The sequence below is a fragment of the Halanaerobium sehlinense genome, assembly GCF_055379485.1.
In genome coordinates this window covers 1,298,597-1,319,198 of the sequence record NZ_AP042442.1, presented here as the reverse complement: position 1 = coordinate 1,319,198, position 20,602 = coordinate 1,298,597, and the positions used below count along the sequence as shown (strand labels likewise).

The following is a 20,602-nucleotide window of genomic DNA, read 5'->3' as shown; positions in this document are numbered from 1 at the left end:
TATCCAATTTATGTATATTCTGCTTAGCTTTTTAAAAAATAGATCTTTAAAATTATTTCTCTTACCATTTATCAAAATGCACCTTAGCTTCTTCATATCTGTCTGAAACTTCTTTTTCTTCTGCTGGATAACCGAGGGAGATTATAGCCAGAGCTTTTACTTTTTCAGGAAGTTCTAAAATAGAATTTATATGTTTTATAATTCTCTCTTTAGGATGAACCCCAAGCCAAACAGCTCCTAAACCTAAATGAACTGCTTCGGTCAGCATATTTTCAGCTGCAGCAGCACAATCCTGTACCCAAAAGCCTTGATAAAGCTCTTCTTCTAAATTTGCACAGACAGCTACAGCAGTATCGGCTTCTCTAAGGGCCTCCGCATAACCATGGATATCAGCAATCTTATTAAGTATCTCTTTATTTTTGATAATTATAAAATGGTTTATCCGCTGATTTCCACAGGAAGGGGCTGCAAAGCCAGCTTTAACAATCTTTTTTATTTTTTCAGCTTCAATCTTTTCAGATGTATATTTTCTAATACTCCTTCTTTCAAAAATTTCTTTCATTTATTATCATAACTCCTATCTTTAATTATTCTTTAATAATGATAAATAATCTGCAGGAATTTTATCTGTTAGGAAAATGTCTTCTGCTGTTCTATAAAAGTTCTGTCCTTCGCGAAAAGCTCTCAGAGCTTCTATTTTCAAGATCACTGGTTGATTGGTTCTCCTTCGAGCCACCGTTTCAGCTTCTTTAACTCCAACACTTAGATGAACATAATTTCTGCCCATTGGCTTCAGCCCGGCGGTCAGTATTTTTTCTTTAACCTTGGGTCTTGTTCCGTGGTAGAGTAACTCCGGTGGTTTAACTATCTGATAATCCGGATTAACACCCTCTATACTGTGGCCGTAGTTGGCTCTGATTCTTTTCATGCCATCTAAAAAACTAAAGCGACCTTTGGGATCATTTTTAACCAACTTAATAAGATCATTCTTAGTGATATCTCTAAATTTTTCTTTTAGTGCCTGCAGCAGTTCAGCTGTTTCGACTGAGGCATCAGCTTCAAGTTTTAAGTCAAAGTCTTCCGGATGATGGCGTAAAATGTAAGATACGGTTTTTGATAGTTTAGTTTTGTTCATTTAAGATCCCCCTTTCCTGTATGTCTTCACCAGTATAAGGACCATTATTGTCTCTCCTAACAACTTTTAGATCTAATTTTCTCGATACTCAATATTATTTTCTTCTTCATCTTTCTTATATTCTCTCTCATATTCTTCCCAAGTTATCCCATATGGAACACCACCTGAAGTATAACCAGCTATAAAATAATAATATGCATTCTGCCAGTCATCATATTCTCTTGTTTCAAAATCACCTGGATCACCAAAATTTTTCTTTTTTGCATCTTCTTTCTCTATTTCATGTTTATAAATCTGCTTTTTATATTCTGGATCTATCTCATGTCCCAGTAATTCCAGTTCATTTATTGCACAGGTTTTTTCAACGCCAAACCATTTACTGTAACCTTTAACTAGATTTTTGCCTTCATATGTAGTAATCCATCTTTCTGCAGCCGCAAGTCTCTGCTTTTTATTGTATATTTTTCTTTTAGGTGCAACCATCTCTATTCCTCCAATTAAAAATAATCGCTATCATTTACTCTCTCAATTAATAATTCAAGTTCCTGGTAGGCTTCTGGGTCAACTTCATCTTTATCAATAATCTCATTACCTATTGCTATAGCAACAAAGTGATCTTCCATATCATAGCTGTTGTATTTTTTGAAGATTTCTCTGGATATCTTATTATGAAATTTGTGGATTTGACTGTCCAATTCAAAAGAATCCAGTTCTTTCTTTTCCCACTGCTTAAATTTTACATTGAGATCAATTAAAGCTTTTTCAAGTTCTCTCTCATGAGCAAGAGCTGCCAGCAGCTTAATTTCTTTTTTAGTTTTCTTGCTGTAAGAATTCATTTTTAACTCCTTTTTGAAATGACAAGAAAAAATATTTAATTCTTATATTCTTCTAATCCTTTAAAAATAACGCTCAATCGCAGATTTTAACTCTTCAGAATCATATTCTTCAAACCTTTGACTTTCAGCCCATTCCAGCATTGACTCATATTCTTCATCATCTGGATTTGAAATAATTTGCATAAATTCACTGAAACCACTTACTCCTCCTACATCTTCTGGAGGTGCAGTTCCACCACCTTCGAGGAAGGTTGGCTTATTTGACTTATAATCATCTATAATTTCTTCTGTTTCAAGATAATGATGCCAGAAATCCCCGTAATCATAAATATATTTGATTCTGGCAGGAAGAACATCCTTTAGTTTAACTTCATTTTCTACTGCCTGCTTGAAATCCTCAGCTGCAAAGTTCAACTGATCTCTGTTATATTCAAAATTTTCTTGATTCATAGCCAGGTTTAAGATAGCTTTATAGCCATTTCTATGATATTCAGACTGATTCCAATTTTTAGTGTCATCTTTTTCTTCACTGTAAACAAAGAATTCGTGCAGGTGATAATCCTGCCAGTTATATAACTGCTGAATAATTTTGTGTAATTCTCTAAAATTATAACTTAGAGGAACAATAAATTTTCTCCAGGCTTCATATTCACCCAGGTCTAATTCTACTTTTAAAACTGCGGCTTTTGTCTTAATCACATCTTCTTCGCCAAAATATTCTGCTAATTTCTGCTGCAGAAAGTCATCAGGATAAAAATAATCTTTATTATCATTTTTACGAGGCATGTTATTTACATTCTTTGCTATCTGAGATTGATAAATTTCATTTTCATTAAATCTATCAGCAAATCTTTTGGCAAATTTACATGAATTATTCATTCTGGCTATATAACTTCTATTTTCTGCTTTCTTGTAGAAAAACTCTTCAAACTGAGATAAATATTTTTCGATTAAACTTTCTTTAATTCCTTCACGTTCAAAAGTTCTTCTTATTCCTTCTTTGACCCGCCCGGGAAAATTATTTAGATCATCTTTTTTCATGCCATATAATAGTACAGTGTAGTCACAGGCATCATTGACTAAAACTACTGTTTTTCTCCGATTAATTCTAAGAAAATTGGCATGCCAGGAGAATAAGTCTGGCCTTTCTTTTTGCTCAAGTTCTTCCAGATTTAATTCATCTCTCAATTTTTTTGTTGCCTGAATTAGCATATTCATCAGTCCTTTGCTTAAACTTCATTTTTAATATTAATTTCATTTTGATTATATCATAGAAGTGAATTTAGTGTAATTATTTATGAAAGTTAAAAACGCTGGTTTCCCGACGTTATTATTTTATCATTTTTAATTAAGATCAACCTCATAACTGAAAAGTAAACTTCTCTCCTACTCCACCAGCTACCACCTTATCTTTAAAAACAGAGTTCATTTTTGCTGCTGCTTTAAAGCCGGTGCAGTGTAAGGGAGCAAGTAAATCAAAATCCAAATTCTTTAAATAATCAATGATAGCATCAATTCTCTCACTATCGGCATGAATCAAATGCATTCCACCAATAACAGCAGCAATCCTCCGCCCTTCTGTCAGCTTCTTAATCTGCTTTAAAGTATTAATAACTCCGCTGTGGCTGCAGCCTAATAAGACTACTATTCCTGCTTTAGTTTCAATAAATGCAGCCTGGTCATCCTTAAATTTGTCTACCTTCAGCTCATCATTTACTTTTAGTTTATAGTCAGATCTCATAATTTCTTCTCTATTATCAAGCTCAATCTCTCCTGTCATCCAGAGTCCGGGTTCTATCTCATTAGCTTCATTAACAGGAATAAAGTTTTGGACATCATCTCTAGTTATGTTCATTCCCCTATCAGTTTGTACGGAACTCTTTTGAGAGTATTTAGGAAGAAAAATATCAGAGTGGCCATATAATTTTAAATCAGGTCTTGCTTTAAGTAATGATTTCAGCCCACCGGCATGATCATAATGTCCATGACTCAATAAAATACCATTCAGGTCCCCTATCTTAATCCCCAGCTCTTTTAAATTATTTTCAAGCACCAGACCCTGGCCTGTATCAAATAAGTATTCCTTATTATTGATCTTAATCCAGAAAGACAGTCCATGCTCTGCTAATAATTGTCCTTTATGAACACTATTATCAACTACTACCTTAATCTCCACGTTTTTCATAAGTTGATTTCACCTCTCTAAGCTTAAATTTAACTTTTATTACTTTAACTATTATTTTTTATTAATAACATTATATTCTTTCTATGAATATAGGTCAAAAATTAAAAGACCGGAAAATCCGGTCCTTGTCTTAAATATTAATTTTCTTGTTGGTTTCTACTTAAGTTATTGAAGCCTGATATATTTTAGCTACAGCATCTTGAAGCACCTGATCAAATTCTTCATCTGATTGATTAACCTTTAGATCCTGAAGTAGTGCTCTGGAAAAACTTGCTATCATATTATGATTTTTAGCAAGTTTATCTACAGCTTCTTCTTGACTGTAACCACCTGATAAGGCTACTACCCGCACTACATTTGGATGATCAATAATTTCATGATAAAAATCCGGCTGTGTTGGGATAGAAAGTTTGAATATATACTGCTCATAATCTAAATTTTCAAGCAGCTTTAAGATCTCTTCTTTTAATATTTTCTCAGATTCAAGTTTATCCTCACTTTTAATATTTACTTCTGGTTCTAAAATTGGAATAAATCCTGCGTCAAAGATCTTTTTGCCGTATTCAAACTGCTGTGCTGTAATTTCTTTAATTCCATTGAGATTTGCACTATGAATCACGGATCTCATTTTAGTTCCAAAAATATTATGCTCTTTTGCTTCCTGGAGCAGATCATCAAGCTCAGTCATCGGCTTCATTAGCTGAACTCCGTTTTCTATTTCTTCTTTACCCTGATCAACTTTAAGTATCGGCAGTATTCCTTTTTCCTGCCAGAGATATTCAGCTGTATATTTGCCCTCCATTTTATTATTCATGGTATGTTTAAATAAGATTGCCCCTAAAATATGATCTGAACTAAAAGAGGGACTGGTAATAACCCTGGTCCTCATTGCATGAACAAGCTCAAACATTTCTGCTTCAGTTTGATATTCTGTCTCTTTAATACCATAACCTGCTAACGCTCCTGGGGTGCTGCCGCCGCTCTGATCCATTGCTGCAATAAACCCTCTGCCATTTTTCATTAGATCAACTTGTTTTCTATTCATTAATATTCCCCTTTCTTTCAGTTTAGATTAATTTAAGCTGTTTAAAACTATACTTTCGTTATTAAATTGAATATCCTTTATATTCTGAAAATTTTCTGATATTATTAAAGCAGAGATAATTATTTGGATGAATAAAAGAGTTGTAAAGTCAATTATTTTTAGACAATAAAAGGAGGTTAATGCTTATGGAAAAAGATTTAGTTATTAAATCTGCTTTTGAAGAAGGTGGCTATATTCCAGAAGAGTATACAGCTGATGGAAAGGACATTTCTCCTCCCCTAATAATTGAAAATATTACAGCAGAAGCTAAAACACTTGCTATTATTGTCGATGACCCAGATGCTCCTGCAGGAACTTTTACTCACTGGTTGATCTGGAATATTCCAGCAGAGATCAATGAAATACCTAAAAATATTGAAAAGACAGCAGAAGTCAAAGAACTCAATGGTGCCTTACAGGGTAAAAATGATTTCAACGACTTAGGTTATCTGGGGCCTGCACCTCCCAGTGGAGTTCACACCTATAGATTTTACGTCTATGCTCTTGATGATCAGCTTGATTTAGAAGCTGGAGCTGACAAAGAAACCCTTCTTAAGGTAATGGAAGGCCATGTACTGCAGAAAGCTGTTTTAAAAGGTGAATATACACGATAAATTAATAAAAATTTAAAGGGCACTGTCCAAAATGGATGGTGCTTTTTTACTTAGCTGATAAACTTATATCATCCGAATAATCATTTATCACTGCTGGAATAACATATTCTCCCTCTATTTTTATATCTGGTCGGTAATAAGTTGTTTTTATTGAGCCATCAGAGTCTATTAAAATCTTTTTTAGAAATGGATAGTTAATTACACAGCTTTTGTTTTCTAAAACAGCCTCTTTTCTGACTAATTCTAGAGCTTCAGCTTCGGAAATATTTTGAGGAAGTCTCTTAGTAAGAGGAAATGGCCTAGTTTGAATAATGTATGATTTAGGATGCTGTGGGATTTCTAATGTTTTTTGATAATCATTTTGATCAAGCTCAATAGTGAACTCTAAAACGTCAAGTTTTACACCTATTGCTTTTAAATAGCTGAGTGGTATCTTTTCTTTAAATCCATGCCATAATTTACGGTGTTTTATAAACTCGTTAAAGTCTTTATAGCCAACTTCATCAGCAATTTTTTTAATTTCTGGAATTTGATTTTCAAAATATTGTAGGCTGCCAGATTTCTGCTCTAAATAAATTTTTGAATTATAAAAGGGTATATAATCTTCAACTTTATTAATATTCCTGGAAGATAGGTATGGAATAATCTTTCTCACCGCTAACACTCCCTTTCATAGTTACACTTTAGTCAAAATCATAGTTAAATCTCTTAATATATATTTCTTTATTGATAATTTTTTTCCTTTTATTTATTAAAAAATTAATAAACATAGCCGCAATCATATTCAACTAAATTAGTAGTTTCTCTTTTGAAGATTTTATAAGGGAATGTCCTTTTAACACTATATTTTGCTTCGATAAATCCTCACTTCAAACTTTAATTTGCCCAGTAAGAATTGATTGAATAATTATTTTAATTCATTAATATAAGAGTTCAACGCCTGCTCTAACCTTATCATAGCATCAATTAATTTGTTATGAATTAACTCCCATTTATCCCTATCTCTATAACCACCTAAATTAATTTTTTTACTAATACGACACGCTCTTTTTCCTTCAAGTTTTTCCCAATTCAACTCTTCACCAAATATATTTTCAACTTCTTCTTTATGAGATTTTAATTTTTCAAATATCTTGTAATTTTCTTCTTGAGACTCCTTATCCTTATCTATATATAATTTTACTGCAGCTGCATGCTGGGTTACAGTATATTTATATCTAAGACCACTTATTCCAGCTCCACTTGCAATCCAACTATATCAACAATAAAATCACCAGCAGGTTGTTCTGATTCTGGATTTGTTAAATATCATTTAACAGTACCTTTACATTATTGATCATATCAAATATTTCTTCTGCAATTTTTTCTGCAGATTGTGTAGAGCTATCTAAATCCAATAATATAATTTTTTTATTGTAAATATTATACCCTAATTTCTTTTTAGATAATTCTATTAACGTATCTTTTAAATTAGAAACAGCTGCTGGTGAATATAAAAAGATTTTGACAGAATTATTTGTAAATAAATCGGTAGCATTTCTAATATCTCTATACATAATATAAATATCATATTTATCGTTCCTAAATAACTCATCTTCAATTAAAACCTTAAATCTTATTTGTAATCTTCCTCTTGTTGATTTGTTTTCCCATATATTTAACTGTAGATATTCTGAGTTAAAATCATCTAATTGTTCTAATATAATATCATGAACCTTCCTCACAGTTGTATTTAAATATCTGTCTATATCATTTTTGGCTTCATTTAAAACTAAATAATCTTTAAGAAATAATTTACCTGCTTCAGATAGCTTTTCCATAACAATTTACTCTCCTTTTCTAATAGTTAATAAATCAATTATTAATTCATTTTCTTCTAAAAGTTTTTCGAATCGTAAAGCTTTATTTAATTTAAATCCATTTTTTTGTAAATTATTAGCTAAATTAAAAAGTTTATTTAAATTGAATTCTAATATTTCATAAGGACCAATTACAAGATCCATTAATAGTCTGATTAAATTTTCTCTCGCATTAACAGATAAAGTATTGTCATTGATTAATTCTAATCCCTTATTTACTAATTCTTGATGTGTCATAGAACTCCACTCATTATTAATATTATCAGAAACTTCAGGAACTAAATATATTTTAATTTGTTTTTTATCTTTTAATTTTTTATTATTTTTTAAAATTTGATTATATCTTTCTAACTGTTTTAAATCTGAGTCCGGATGATCACTTTCAGTACTTAAAATCTTATGTTCAATTATTATGATAAAATCATCAGACAAAATAACTATGTCTGCATAACCGTAAATTTTTTTATTATTTTCTTCTATTGCTCCCAGATTAAATTCTGAGAACACCTTTACTTCTTTATACCAATCTGATCTCAAATTATTTTTTTTAACTTCCTGAGAAAATATAGATTTTAAAAGTTTATCTTTAATTCCATGACTATTTTTGGGATTAAGAAAATATGATAAATATTCTGTAAACCTTATTTCTCTAGTTCCTTTTCCACAAATCGATAATACAGGTACGGGAATACCGGATTCTAAATTAATTTGATTTGTAATTTTATTAAGGATAAGTTGATTTTCTTCTTCCCAATTTTTAATGTAAGACTCTTTGATTTTCTTTATTTTATTTTTAATTGTATATTCTTTATTAGTAGAAGCTTCTTTAATATTCTTAATAATTTTTTCTAATTTATCAATATTAGTATTTATATCAAAGCTATTATTATTAAAATTCAATTAAATCACTCCAAATATTAAACTTAGATTATTCTTCCCCTGTGACTTAAGTATTTAAAAAGTTTGTTCTGATTAAGGTTTCCCAAATTTATTTGTTTCCAGACTTTTCTGGAAACATCTAGCTAAGGCTCATATACTTCCACCTTTATTAATCTTTTTTTCAGCATAACTAACTTATATTAATCATTAAACAGTTATTATATATTTCTATAATAATAATTTTTTTCCTTTTATTAATTTGATTAATTATCATCGAAAACCTTTAATTCCAATTAAATAATAACACAGGCTAGTGACAGCACTATGTCGCAAACTGATGTTTTTTGTATTTCTAAAAAGATTAAGTTTGCCTCAATATTTTAAAGCCATTGAAGTAAATCTTTAAGAAATACTGCAGCTTCAGAATCTAGAAATTTTATTAAATCTTTGATAAAATAGTTATGTAATCACTTAACTTTTTAAGCTCTTTCTATTTGACAGTCAATTATTATTTCTGAGGTGATTAAATATGAAAGAAGCAATGCTTTATGAAAAATTGGATAATAAGAAGGTGAAATGTGCTGTCTGCAGCCACAGGTGTGTGATAAAAGAAGGAAATAGAGGTATCTGTCGGGTAAGAGAAAATCAAAAAGGAGTGCTTTATGCTCTCAATTACGGGAAGGCAGTTGCTGCTAATATTGATCCAATTGAGAAAAAACCCCTCTATCATTTTCTGCCACATACAAAGGCCTTTTCAATCGGTACTGAAGGTTGTAATATGAAGTGCAGCTGGTGCCAGAACTGGAGAATATCTCAGAGTCCTGAGCTAGATAAAGCTGTAAATGGTAGAAATCTTTCTCCAGAAGAAGTGATTGAGCAGGCACTGAATAATAACTGTAAGTCAATAGCCTATACCTATACTGAACCAACGATTTTTCTGGAATATGCACTAGACACTATGAAGATTGCTCATCAAAAAGGACTTAAAAATGTCTGGGTGAGCAACGGATATATGACTAAAGAAACTCTGGCTGAAATAATTCCTTATCTTGATGCAGCAAATATTGATTATAAAGGGCCAGCTGAATTATATAAAGAATATACAGGTTCCCGCTTAGAACCAGTTAAAGAAAATCTAAAGTATCTTTATCAGGCTGGAGTCCATCTTGAAGTGACAACTCTTGTCATCCCAGATTTAAATGATAAAAAAGAGCAGTTAGAAGAAATAGCCAAATTTATTGCAGATAAATTAGGCAGCGAAGTTGCCTGGCATGTAAGTCGTTTTTATCCAGGCTGGAAAATGCAGGATAAATCTCGTACTCCAATTGATATAATTAAAATGGCAAAATCTATCGGAGAAAAAGCCGGGCTCAAATATGTGCATATGGGAAATGTCTGAGCTTAATACTTGACACTCTAAAGATAATCTAGTATTATCAATTTAGAAATTAAAATTATAAAGAGCTCTTAAATGGGTAAAATTATTAAAGCATCTGATATTTTATCAGATGCTATTCTTTTTTATAATTGAAATTTACTCTTCATCTGGCTTTTCAAATTCTTTTAAGGTCATTCCATTTTTCAATTTCCATTCTGTTAAACCATTAGCATTTCTTCCCATTACTATAGCAGCTGCTGTTGAAGGACTAGAAAACAAGTAGTCTTTTTGGAAAATATAATTATCATTATTTTCAACCACTATTTCTTTTTCTAATAACTCTTCTCTCTTTTTAATTACCCAATTTTGAGCTGAATCAACAGTATTATTAGCCATTTTAGATCCTTTTAGTACTACAACCCCTTCGCTAGTAATTTGACCTTTAGCATTTGCTCCTCTAACAGCATTTATATAGAAATATTTTTTATCTTTATTTTGTTTTTCTTTTATTTCTTCAAAAACCTTATAACCTAAAGTATTTACTAATAATTTAACGTTATATATAAATTCTTCCATTTCTGCTTTATCAGGTTCAGAAATAGATGGAGCTTTGGGAATAGAGCTATTTTCTAATTTATACCTTCCAACTTGATCAGCAATTTCATGTAATTTATATTCTAAATATCTTACATGGGCTCGATTCAAATTATCATCTTTACTTATTACTGTAACTACTTCATTCCAAAATTCCTTTTGATCTAGATGTTGTTTTAATCGATTAAAAATATTTTCTGTTTGTCCTATATAGACCATATTATCATCAGGATTATTGGGATCTTTACCAAAAAGAAAATATACTCCTATATTTTTAAGGTCATCCCTATCGTCCGACTCTTTCATTAAAGAACGTGGGATTTTATAAGCTTTCCCAACCCAATTAGATAACTCACAAGACATTCTTTTATTTGGATCTCCATCTAATAAGAACAACTTTATTGTTTTAGAAAAGATTGCTTTCATAGTTTATCACTCCCTCATCTAATCGCCATCACACATCTTTTCTGCCTGTTCCATCACAGTATCAATAGCTTCTTTTTGTTTATCAGGTGGATAGCCATATTTTCTTAAAAGCCTTTTAATTTTAACCTTCATTTTAGCTCTTACACTTTTGCGAGAATTCCAGTCAATAGTTGTGCTGTTTCTAATAGTTTCAGCTAATTCTACAGCTATTTTCTTTAAAATTTCATCTCCCATTATCTTTACTGCAGCATCATTAACTCCTAAAGCATCATAAAAAGCAACTTCATCCTCATTTAATCCCAGTTCGTTTTCTTCGTTTTTAGCTTTATTCATTTCTTTAGCCAGTTTTATTAGTTCTTCTATAACCTCTCTGGTTTCAATAGCTCTATTACGATATTTATTAATAGTTTCATCCAGCATTTCAGAAAACTTTCTTGATTTTACAAGATTTTTCTTAGCCAGAGCTTTGACCTTAGTTTTCAAAATCTGTTCTAATGTTCTAGCAGCCAGATTTTTATGTCTTAAGTGTTTGATTTCCTCTAAAAATTCTTCGGATAAAATAGACATATCAGGATCTATTTTTGAATCTTCAAAAATATCAATGACTCCATCAGCAGCAATAGCTTTAGAAACTATTTGATTAATTGCCCCTTCAATATCTTGAGGGCTTTTTTCACCATCATTAAAATGTTTTCTCAAAGCAGTTTTAACCGCCTTAAAAAAAGCAACATCTTCACTAATTGATTGAGCTTTTTCAGTAGTAGAACAAAGTGCATAAGCTTTAGATAATCGATTTACATGTCTAATAAATCGTTCTTCACCAGTTCCGGCTGGTTCGTCAGCTAATGAAAGTATATATTCCATTGCTTCAGTTATTATTCTCATCTTATTTTGTGGTTTAGCTTTAAAAAATCTTTTATAATTAAATTTATAGAAGATGTCATTCAATATTTCATATTCTTTTAATAACTCATTTAGTGCTTCTTCTGTGTCAATAGCAGTATTTTTTCGATCGGATTCTGTATAAACCATTAAAGCTTTTTTCAGAGCGTCTGCTATTCCAATGAAGTCAACAATTAAACCACCTGGTTTATCTTTATAAACTCTATTTACTCTTGCTATAGCCTGCATTAAATTATGACCTTTAAGAGGTTTATCTATATACATCGTATGCAGAGGTGGTACATCAAAACCAGTTAACCACATATCACAAACAATAACTAATTTTAATGAATCATCTTCATCTTTCATTCTTTTTTCTATTACTTTCCGCTGAGATTTTGGTCTAATATGAGGCTGCCAAGGTTCTGGATCACTTGCATCACCTGACATAACTACCTTAATTTTACCCTTCTCATCATCTTTATGGTGCCATTTGGTTTTAAATCAGTTATTTTATCATATAATTCTACAGCAGCTCTTCTAGAGATAGTTACAATCATTCCTTTACCTAAAATAGCTTCTTGTCTTTGTTTAAAGTTTTTCAGAATTTCCTCTGCCACAGTTTCTAACCTGCTATCAGCAGCAACAACAGCTTCTAAAGCTGAATTTCTGGCTTTATATTTTTCTCTTTCTTCGGCAATTATGCCTTCAGTTAATGCGTCTATCTCGGAATCTAATAAATCTTTTTGCTCATCTGGTAGTTCGACTTGGACGATTTTACTTTCATAATAAATTTTAACAGTCATTTCATCTTTTACTGCTCTTGTCATATCATAGACGTCTATATAACCACCAAATACAGCCGGTGTATTTTTATCATCCATTTCTATAGGCGTTCCGGTAAAACCGATATAAGAGGCATTTGGAAGTGCATCGCGCATATATTTAGCATATCCATATTTGGTTTCTGCTTTACCAGCACTTTGTTTGATACTGGGATCAAAGCCGTATTGACTTCTATGAGCTTCATCAGCGATCACTATTACATTTTTACGATCTGTCAAGATAGAATTATCAGTACTTTCTTCAAACTTTTGAATGGTAGTAAAAATAATTCCTCCAGCTTCTACTGAAAGTAGTTTCTTTAAATCTTCTCTGCTTTCTGCTTGTTTTGGTTTCTGTCTTAATAATTCACTAGAACTGCTAAAAGTACCAAATAGCTGATCATCAAGATCATTGCGATCTGTTATTACAACTATAGTGGGATTATCAAGACCTAAAACTAATTTACCAGCATAAAAGACCATAGACAAACTTTTACCAGAACCTTGAGTGTGCCAGACAACTCCAATTCTGCGATCTCCTTGATCACTAATAGCTTGAGAAGTACTAGTAATTGCTTTATCAACAGCATGGTATTGATGATAGGCAGCAAAAATTTTTGTTATATTTAAACCATCATCCTGAAAAAGTATATAATGATGGATTAAATCTAGAAATCTCTGTTTTTGAAAAATACCTTTAATTAAGACTTCCATTTCTGGTATGCCTGCTGGAGCTATTTCTTCTCCATCAATACTGCGCCAGGGCATAAATCTTTCTTTATTGGCAGTAATTGTACCAACGCGAGCATTATGGCCATCACTGTTGATCAACATTTGATTATATGTAAAAAGTGAGGGTATTTCTTTTTTATAGGTCTGTAATTGATTATATGCTTTATCTATTGTAGCTTTTTCTTTAGTTGCACTTTTTAATTCGATCACTACAAGAGGTAAACCATTGAGAAAAACTATTAGATCAGGTCTTCTTGTTTGATTGCCTTCTTTGATTGCAAATTGATTAACTAATAACCAGTCATTGTTATTAATATTTTCTTGATCAAAAATCCAGACTTTATCGCCTTTAATACTGCCATCTTCTCTTTCATATTCAACATCTATTCCATCAGTAAGCATCTTATGGAAGTTGCGATTGTTTTCCAACAAAGAAGGTTCTTCTGGAATTAATATTTTACGAACTGCAGTTTCTAAAGCTTTATTTGGTATTTTGGAATTAATTTTGTATAAAGAATTTCTTAATCTATCTTTTAATACTACTTCTCTATAATCATCTCTTTCTGGGTATTCTCCACCTGGACTTATTTTCGGACCAGCTGCTGTTGAATAATTCAATTCCTTAAACCAGGCAAGACCTGCTTCTTCTAGCTCTTCTTCAGTAAACATAGTTTTCACCTCTTATTTATTTTTCTGAAGTTACTCTTATTTCTCCTGACATTAATTTGGGTAGAAGGGTGTCTCTTAGTTCTTTTAGAGATTGGTTTTCTAATAAATTATTTTTGATCTTATCAAATAATGGTTTAACTGTTGTATGATATTTTATTAAACTTTTTTCATTTGGAATTAATACATTTAATTTTTCAAAAGTCCCTTTATTTATATTACTCATAGTAGTTCCACTACTACCAATTTTAATTAATTTTCTTCTCATGTTTTTCATTTTAAAATACAAATATTCTACTAATATATCATGACAATTAATAGTGTTAATCTGCTGGTTTGTATGACTAGGTTTTAGATTTAATGATACTAAACCTACTGTTCCAATACAAGAAACCATTATTGAATTCTCTGGTATTAATTTTTTTTCTTGAGTTTTATGACCAACTTCAGACAATTTTTTTTCTGTATCAGTTATATACATTTGGTCATGCATTTCAGGAATTCTTATAAACGGATATTTATCACCATAATTTTCTTCCTTTCTGGTAGAAGGAGTTTTACCTAAAACAACTTTAGAAATATCTTTAATTTTTTTTACTCCCCAACCTTCAGGTATCATACCTGATTTGCTTTCAATAAACTCTCCCTCTTGAAATGGCTCAAAATCAATAAACCAGTTTCTATAAATAGCTTGGGCCATTTCTTCTAAAGTTTGATTCATTTTGTTGTTGTTTTCAATTTTATTTTGTATTGAATCTAAAATTATAATTATTTTATTTTGAATTTCTTTATTTTTAGGAATTATGATTGGAAAATCCCTTAAAGAACCCAATGGTAAAAATTGCTGAGTAGAACCTCTTTTATGAGTGTAAACATACTCTTTAGCAAATTTGGAATTTAAATAATAATAAATCCATTTACCAACTAATTCATTTTTATTCATTTTAAATAAACCGATATTTTTAATTGCATATTCTATCTCACTATTTTTTTCTATATATGTTTCTCCTATAGTACCTATCATACTAAACAAAACATCCCACTGTTCAACTTTACTTCTCTCATTAACTTTATTAAAATCTTTTTCACTTATAAAATAAGCATTTTTCAAATCAATTGAATTATCATTTAAATGTCTAGAAGTAATTAAATATTTTCCTTCGTCCTTTTTTTGGGGACTATCATGAGTACCATCAGTAACTCTTTCACATACTTCTTCTGCCTTTTTAATTTCCCAATTTTGAGGCAAAGTATTTTCTATTTCATTAAAACTCATAACCAATCCCCCTAAGATTCTCGCGAATCTCATCTTCTAACTTTTTCGATTTAGCAAATTCTTCCGCCAACTCATCAGTTAATCTGGCCATCTTTTCTTCAAATGGCTCATCATCTTCATCTTTTTCTTCTATACCTACATATCTTCCGGGAGTTAATATATATTCATGTTCTTTTATCTCCTCAAGCTTAGCAGCTTTACAAAAACCTTTTATATCTTCATAATTAATGTTTTCAGCTGTTCCCTTCCAGGCATGATAAGTATCAGATATTTTATTTATATCTTCTTCTCTTAATTCCCGATGAGCACGATCTACTAATTCTCCAGTTTTGCGGGCATCAATAAATAAAGTTTCTCCATCTCTTTTACGGCCACCATTTCCACCTTTGTTTTTTGTTAAGAACCAAAGAGAAACAGGAATACCAGTAGAATAAAATAATTTTGGTGGTAAAGCAACGATACAGTCAACTAAATCTGCCTCTAAAATATTTTTTCTTATTTCACCTTCACTGCTGGTATTAGAAGAAAGTGAACCATTAGCCAAAACAAAACCTGCTGTACCATGAGGAGCAAGATGATGAATAAAGTGCTGGACCCAAGCATAGTTTGCATTTCCTGTATAAGGAATACCATACTGCCATCTGATATCATCTGCTAAATGTTCACCACCCCAATCACTAACATTAAAAGGAGGATTAGCAAGTATATAATCTGCTTTTAAGTCCTTATGTAAATCATTATGAAAACTATCTGCTGGTTTTCCACCTAAATTACCTTCGATACCTCTAATGGCTAAATTCATCTGACACAATCTCCAGGTAGTTGGATTAGATTCCTGGCCATAGACAGATAGATCATTGATTTTACCTTGATGTTCTAAAACAAATTTCTCACTTTGCACAAACATCCCGCCACTACCGCAGGCTGGATCATAGACTCGGCCTTTATATGGCTCAATCATCTCTACTAATAAATTTACAATAGAAGATGGTGTATAGAATTGGCCTCCACCCTTTCCTTCTGCACTTGCAAATTTAGCAAGAAAGTACTCATAAACTCTACCTAAAACATCTTTAGATCTACTTTCTTTATCTCCAACTTTTATATTACTAATTAAATCAACCAATTCTCCTAGAATTCTTTTATCTAATGTCGGACGAGCATAATTTTTATTTAAAATTCCTTTTAGTCTTTCATTTTCTTTTTCAATTACTACCATTGCATCATCAATAATTTGTCCAATTTCCGGTTTTTTAGCATTTGACTTAATATATTCCCAGCGTGCTTCTTTTGGCACCCAGAATATATTTTCTGCTAAATATTCATCTCTATCTTCAGGTTCTGCATATTCGATCTCTTTTAATTCTTGATATTTTTCTTCAAAAGAATCAGAAATATATTTTAAAAATATTAACCCTAAAACTACATGTTTATATTCAGCTGGATCCATGTTATTTCTTAATTTATCCGCTGACTTCCATAAATCTTCTTCAAAACCTACTGTTGCTGTTGACATTGTTAATCCCCTTTCAAAAATAAATGGTATTACTCAAATGATTGATAAATCAAATCTTCCTTTTGTTCTGCATGTTTTTCTATTTCTATTATTTTTTTGAATTCTATTTCTTTATTTTTTATCCAATTTACTATATTTGTATCTTGATTATTTTTTAATTTTAGAATAGCATTAACCCTTTTTTCAATAATTAAATACCTCGAACCACTCCAGCTCATTGGTCTTATATATTTGCTTATTTCCTCTAAAACTTCTATTTTATTTGGTGCATTATTTATAATTAAATTAATTAATTCTGATAACCTAAGTTCTTTTGAGTTTTCTACTGTTTTAAATATATTTATAAAATCAATTATTTTTAGATATCTAATGCTTCTTTTTTCTTCACACCAATGAATAATTGTTTGATTATCAATTTGATTTAACGGATTGCTCTGATGAACAATAGAGTTTTTCCAAGTGTAATCTATCCTGTCCTTTTCTTTATCATATCCAATAACTTGATCTAAAAAGGTTATAGGCTGCGTTTGAGCTAATGAATTCATCACCTGGCTATAATCATACATTGAAATTTTTAGGGAATTACAATTGACTTTTAGCCTTGCTAAAATAATTTTACTTATTTTTTTACCGTTATCACTATCTAATGTTTTCTTTATTATCTCTGATAGTTGAAAATCTAATCCACGATCATTTTTGTTTTCAAATGAATAAGCAAAAAGAACTTCATGAGCAGTATTAATTAAAACATCACTAATTTCATTATCTTTATTAAAATTCAATATTTGATGTAATATTTGTATAGCGATTCTAATTTCATTATCGTCATTCAAGATCATTTCTATAATCTCTGCAAAGTTTTCATCATTATCATTAATCCTGTAATTATAAGCTAAATTACTATATTCTGAAACAGGAGCAATTCCTAATTCCAGTGATTTTTTTAAGCGAACAAAACCATTATCATCAAGAGCATAACTCAACTGCAAATTTGGAAAAATTTTAGCTAAAACTTTATCTTCTAGAGTTTGATCCATTATTTTATTAGTTAATTGGAAATCAATCTTTGAAAGCTCATTTAAAAATCCTTTTAATAAATTAAAATTGCAGTTCAAAGCATTCTTTTTTTCAATTTCATTTCTAAAAATCTGCCACAATCTTTCAGGTTTATGACTTCCTTGAGCTAGACCTTGTCCAAAATTATATAAGTTTATAGCTCTTCCAAATAAAATTTCAGGAAGTAGTTGTTTTAATATATCTATATTGTTGGCAGCTTTTACGCCTAATTTTTTTGATTTATCATTTACTACTTTTGGGTCGTCAAATAAATCAAAACCTCTGCTAGAAAATAAAAATAACTTTAATTTCTCAATTAGATTATTGGGTTCAAGAATATTTTTTAATTCTTTTAGCCTTTCAACAACACCATTACTCATCTTATCAGTATCATAGTTAAGTGTTCTATTTATAGAATTGATTCCATTTATCCAAAACCCATTTTTTCTAATTAACTTTGTTAAATTTTCTAGTTCATCATATAATTTAGTTCTTGACCAAAGGCTTCTAAATTCATCTCCTAATATTTCTTTGATTTTTTCAGAAGAATAATTATTAAGTTTTATAATTTCAGCAGAGAAATCCAATAACTTTATATACCATAATTCAAATTCATCTTTTGTTTTAGGATAATAACCATAGTCTCTATTATTTAAAACAGGTCTGAAACTAAAGTGATAAATAAAGTGTGAGCTTTTAATACTTTCTTTAAATAACTTTATTCCTAAATCAATTTTAGGTCTTGATTCTGATTCCATTAGCTCTCTAATTATAGACAAGCGTTGTTCAATAGAAGCATTAGTTCCTGAAAGTTGAATATGGAATAAAGAATATAGTAGTTTTCGAACAGAATTATAATTATTATTTTCTTTTTCACTTAAAGAAAATAATATTAATAATTTAACCGCTCTATTAAAATATTCTACTTCATAAGCTATATATATCAATATTTTAGCATACTCATAAAAATAATTGTTTTCTCTAGTAAAAAAAGTTTTATTTTCTTCTGAATCAATTAATTCTTCCATTTTTAATAAAATCTTTTCTGGAATTATAGGAGTTATATTCTTTAAAATTTCTACTTGATTTTTATCTAAATTATTAATATCAGCTAAATATCCATCTTTATTCAATAAATCATATGCAATATTCTTAGCCTTTTCACTATCAGATAAATAAGAGAGTCTTCTTGAAAATGACTTAAATAAACGTTCAGATTCTGCAATAGTGCTACATAAAATATTCTCAGGTAAATTTTTTAAAGCTCTCTTTGCAAGTCTATTTCCAATAGCATGGGGTAAAACTGCTCTCCAGTCCCCACGTTCTTGTAACAGTCCTCTTTCTTTTAATTCACTAGAATATTTATATAAATCTAAAGAATTTAAACCTGTTAACTTAGATAAAATATTTAATTCTTTATTCTCCAAATCAACTTTTTTGTTGAACGAATATACTAAAGAAAGTATTTCGGCCGCTTCGCGTAATCGTGTGTTTTTTTCATTTCTCTGTTTAAATAATCTATCAAATAAAACGTCATCTTTTAAATCACTTATATTATCTTCTTGATTTAAGGTGTTAGCCAATGATTTAGCAATTCTAGCATTACCTCCTGAAAATTCAGCAACTCTTCTAGCTTCAGCTCTGTTCAAAGTTTCATGTTGATTAATTATCATATTCTCTATTAATTCATTTGAAGCAACATCTAAATAAAAAACATCAGTCTCTTCGGGTTGATCTTCACGAATATCATATTCAACAGTTAGAATGCTTATTAAACTATTTTTAGTTGAACATAATTTTGTTAATTTTCTATGGACTTCAGGTGGGCAATTATCTAATATTAAATGTATTTGTTTATTTAATGCAATTAATTGTTGAATGAAATTAACGGGGGCTGGTATAGGTTGATCACTATAATCAGCATAAATAACCTTTGTTTTTTGTAAAATATTTTTACCAATTTCATCATTAAATAATGCTTTTACTAAACTTGTTTTTCCAACACCTGACAGTCCAACCAATCTGATGGATGTTCCAGGTTCTTTCATCTTAGTCCTTATAATATTTATACCATCAATTATTGACAATTTTGTTGAATTTGATCTAGTATTATTAAACAATCGTGCATCTTCATCAACTATATATTTTTCATTAGAAAAATTTAGCCAGTTATCATATCCCTGCCATCCATTTATTTCATCAGAATTTTTATCTCTTATCCAAAATATTAAAGCTGGATAACTTCTAACCCAACTTGCAATTCGGTTTCTATCATAGAAATCATATTTAATATTATGATCTCTTTTATAATCTAATAAAACACTATTAATAGCTTTAAGTCTATTTTTAAGTGCAAATTCTGCTACTGAGCCTTTGCTACTAACAATTACATAAGCGCCATTATCATCTGATAATTTTCTGATTGTACTCCGTAATTTACCTTTAGGCGACATTTCTTTTTCTATTTCTGATGCTGGCATATCAGTTGCTTTCACTTGGAAAATAGTATTTTCAGCTGGGACAAAACTGTCTTGATTAACTTCAGAACTCACCTGGACTCTGACATCAACTCCATCATCTCTGGCGTTCTGATCTCCACCCCAGGTAACACCTTTGCGTGAAATATTATATCTTTCTAACTCTTCTTCACATAATAGACC

17 protein-coding genes and 1 pseudogene are annotated in these 20,602 nt (G+C 30.4%); 2 read left to right on the top strand and 16 right to left on the bottom strand.

All coding sequences use genetic code 11. The features are described 5' to 3' along the window. Nucleotides 1-61: 61 nt before the first annotated feature. The 7 genes from ACZ446_RS06310 to ACZ446_RS06280 all read right to left on the bottom strand — a co-directional run bounded on the left by ACZ446_RS06310 (nucleotide 62) and on the right by ACZ446_RS06280 (nucleotide 5,201). Entirely contained in the window at nucleotides 62-562 is a 501-nt protein-coding gene (locus ACZ446_RS06310; protein ID WP_464394266.1) for a nitroreductase family protein, read from the bottom strand. Between the two features lie 21 nt (nucleotides 563-583). Beyond that, the gene (locus ACZ446_RS06305; RefSeq protein WP_464394265.1) at nucleotides 584-1,135 is read right to left on the bottom strand and encodes an RNA 2'-phosphotransferase; all 552 of its coding nucleotides are present in this window, start codon (nucleotides 1,133-1,135) and stop codon (nucleotides 584-586) included. 72 nt (nucleotides 1,136-1,207) lie between these two features. Continuing rightward, nucleotides 1,208-1,618, bottom strand: a complete 411-nt coding sequence (locus ACZ446_RS06300; RefSeq protein WP_464394264.1) for a hypothetical protein — start codon at nucleotides 1,616-1,618, stop codon at nucleotides 1,208-1,210. A 14-nt stretch (nucleotides 1,619-1,632) separates the two neighbouring features. After that, entirely contained in the window at nucleotides 1,633-1,971 is a 339-nt protein-coding gene (locus ACZ446_RS06295) for a hypothetical protein (protein WP_464394263.1), read from the bottom strand. A 60-nt stretch (nucleotides 1,972-2,031) separates the two neighbouring features. Next, entirely contained in the window at nucleotides 2,032-3,189 is a 1,158-nt protein-coding gene (locus ACZ446_RS06290; protein WP_464394262.1) for a plasmid pRiA4b ORF-3 family protein, read from the bottom strand. 142 nt (nucleotides 3,190-3,331) lie between these two features. Then, nucleotides 3,332-4,156, bottom strand: coding sequence for an MBL fold metallo-hydrolase (locus ACZ446_RS06285; protein WP_464394261.1), 825 nt, complete (start codon nucleotides 4,154-4,156; stop codon nucleotides 3,332-3,334). A 160-nt stretch (nucleotides 4,157-4,316) separates the two neighbouring features. Further along, nucleotides 4,317-5,201, bottom strand: a complete 885-nt coding sequence (locus tag ACZ446_RS06280; protein ID WP_464394260.1) for a fructose bisphosphate aldolase — start codon at nucleotides 5,199-5,201, stop codon at nucleotides 4,317-4,319. Nucleotides 5,202-5,386: 185 nt separating this feature from the next. Between ACZ446_RS06280 and ACZ446_RS06275 the strand changes: the two genes are divergently transcribed. After that, nucleotides 5,387-5,854, top strand: a complete 468-nt coding sequence (locus ACZ446_RS06275; RefSeq protein WP_464394259.1) for a YbhB/YbcL family Raf kinase inhibitor-like protein — start codon at nucleotides 5,387-5,389, stop codon at nucleotides 5,852-5,854. Nucleotides 5,855-5,900: 46 nt separating this feature from the next. On the opposite strand, the gene ACZ446_RS06270 is transcribed toward ACZ446_RS06275, so the two are convergent. The 4 genes from ACZ446_RS06270 to ACZ446_RS06255 form a co-directional block, all read right to left on the bottom strand. Next, nucleotides 5,901-6,509 (bottom strand): hypothetical protein, encoded by a 609-nt coding sequence (locus ACZ446_RS06270; protein ID WP_464394258.1) that lies wholly within the window; start codon nucleotides 6,507-6,509, stop codon nucleotides 5,901-5,903. Nucleotides 6,510-6,761: 252 nt separating this feature from the next. Further along, nucleotides 6,762-7,085 carry a DUF4268 domain-containing protein gene (locus ACZ446_RS06265; protein ID WP_464394378.1) on the bottom strand — a complete coding sequence of 108 codons (324 nt, stop codon included), beginning with the start codon at nucleotides 7,083-7,085 and terminating at the stop codon, nucleotides 6,762-6,764. 70 nt (nucleotides 7,086-7,155) lie between these two features. Then, nucleotides 7,156-7,674 carry a hypothetical protein gene (locus tag ACZ446_RS06260; RefSeq protein ID WP_464394257.1) on the bottom strand — a complete coding sequence of 173 codons (519 nt, stop codon included), beginning with the start codon at nucleotides 7,672-7,674 and terminating at the stop codon, nucleotides 7,156-7,158. 6 nt (nucleotides 7,675-7,680) lie between these two features. Continuing rightward, a complete protein-coding gene (locus ACZ446_RS06255; RefSeq protein WP_464394256.1) occupies nucleotides 7,681-8,613 on the bottom strand; it encodes a PD-(D/E)XK nuclease family protein in 933 nt (310 codons plus the stop codon). 508 nt (nucleotides 8,614-9,121) lie between these two features. Between ACZ446_RS06255 and amrS the strand changes: the two genes are divergently transcribed. Then, nucleotides 9,122-9,991: an AmmeMemoRadiSam system radical SAM enzyme gene (gene amrS / locus ACZ446_RS06250; RefSeq protein ID WP_464394255.1), complete on the top strand. Its 870-nt coding sequence runs from the start codon at nucleotides 9,122-9,124 to the stop codon at nucleotides 9,989-9,991. Nucleotides 9,992-10,126: 135 nt separating this feature from the next. Here amrS and ACZ446_RS06245 read toward each other — a convergent pair whose 3' ends face one another. The 5 genes and pseudogenes from ACZ446_RS06245 to ACZ446_RS06225 form a co-directional block, all read right to left on the bottom strand. Then, a complete protein-coding gene (locus tag ACZ446_RS06245) occupies nucleotides 10,127-10,990 on the bottom strand; it encodes a GIY-YIG nuclease family protein (RefSeq protein ID WP_464394254.1) in 864 nt (287 codons plus the stop codon). A gap of 18 nt (nucleotides 10,991-11,008) precedes the next feature. Beyond that, nucleotides 11,009-14,097, bottom strand: a pseudogene (locus ACZ446_RS06240) (type I restriction endonuclease subunit R). 16 nt (nucleotides 14,098-14,113) lie between these two features. Next, complete coding sequence (locus ACZ446_RS06235; RefSeq protein ID WP_464394253.1) at nucleotides 14,114-15,370, bottom strand: restriction endonuclease subunit S; 1,257 nt, start codon at nucleotides 15,368-15,370, stop codon at nucleotides 14,114-14,116. After that, on the bottom strand, nucleotides 15,360-16,886 hold the full coding sequence (locus ACZ446_RS06230) for a class I SAM-dependent DNA methyltransferase (protein WP_464394252.1): 1,527 nt from the start codon (nucleotides 16,884-16,886) through the stop codon (nucleotides 15,360-15,362). The genes ACZ446_RS06235 and ACZ446_RS06230 overlap by 11 nt, the downstream gene beginning before the upstream one ends. Before the next feature lie 29 nt (nucleotides 16,887-16,915). After that, the gene (locus ACZ446_RS06225) at nucleotides 16,916-20,494 is read right to left on the bottom strand and encodes a hypothetical protein (protein WP_464394251.1); all 3,579 of its coding nucleotides are present in this window, start codon (nucleotides 20,492-20,494) and stop codon (nucleotides 16,916-16,918) included. Nucleotides 20,495-20,602 lie beyond the last annotated feature (108 nt).

Bases quoted from the DNA above. Each gene is read 5' to 3' on its own strand.
- ACZ446_RS06310 (WP_464394266.1), bottom strand. From the start codon at position 562: ATGAAAGAAATTTTTGAAAGAAGGAGTATTAGAAAATATACATCTGAA.
- ACZ446_RS06305 (WP_464394265.1), bottom strand. From the start codon at position 1,135: ATGAACAAAACTAAACTATCAAAAACCGTATCTTACATTTTACGCCAT.
- ACZ446_RS06300 (WP_464394264.1), bottom strand. From the start codon at position 1,618: ATGGTTGCACCTAAAAGAAAAATATACAATAAAAAGCAGAGACTTGCG.
- ACZ446_RS06295 (WP_464394263.1), bottom strand. From the start codon at position 1,971: ATGAATTCTTACAGCAAGAAAACTAAAAAAGAAATTAAGCTGCTGGCA.
- ACZ446_RS06290 (WP_464394262.1), bottom strand. From the start codon at position 3,189: ATGAATATGCTAATTCAGGCAACAAAAAAATTGAGAGATGAATTAAAT.
- ACZ446_RS06285 (WP_464394261.1), bottom strand. From the start codon at position 4,156: ATGAAAAACGTGGAGATTAAGGTAGTAGTTGATAATAGTGTTCATAAA.
- ACZ446_RS06280 (WP_464394260.1), bottom strand. From the start codon at position 5,201: ATGAATAGAAAACAAGTTGATCTAATGAAAAATGGCAGAGGGTTTATT.
- ACZ446_RS06275 (WP_464394259.1), top strand. From the start codon at position 5,387: ATGGAAAAAGATTTAGTTATTAAATCTGCTTTTGAAGAAGGTGGCTAT.
- ACZ446_RS06260 (WP_464394257.1), bottom strand. From the start codon at position 7,674: ATGGAAAAGCTATCTGAAGCAGGTAAATTATTTCTTAAAGATTATTTA.
- amrS (WP_464394255.1), top strand. From the start codon at position 9,122: ATGAAAGAAGCAATGCTTTATGAAAAATTGGATAATAAGAAGGTGAAA.
- ACZ446_RS06245 (WP_464394254.1), bottom strand. From the start codon at position 10,990: ATGAAAGCAATCTTTTCTAAAACAATAAAGTTGTTCTTATTAGATGGA.
- ACZ446_RS06235 (WP_464394253.1), bottom strand. From the start codon at position 15,370: ATGAGTTTTAATGAAATAGAAAATACTTTGCCTCAAAATTGGGAAATT.
- ACZ446_RS06230 (WP_464394252.1), bottom strand. From the start codon at position 16,886: ATGTCAACAGCAACAGTAGGTTTTGAAGAAGATTTATGGAAGTCAGCG.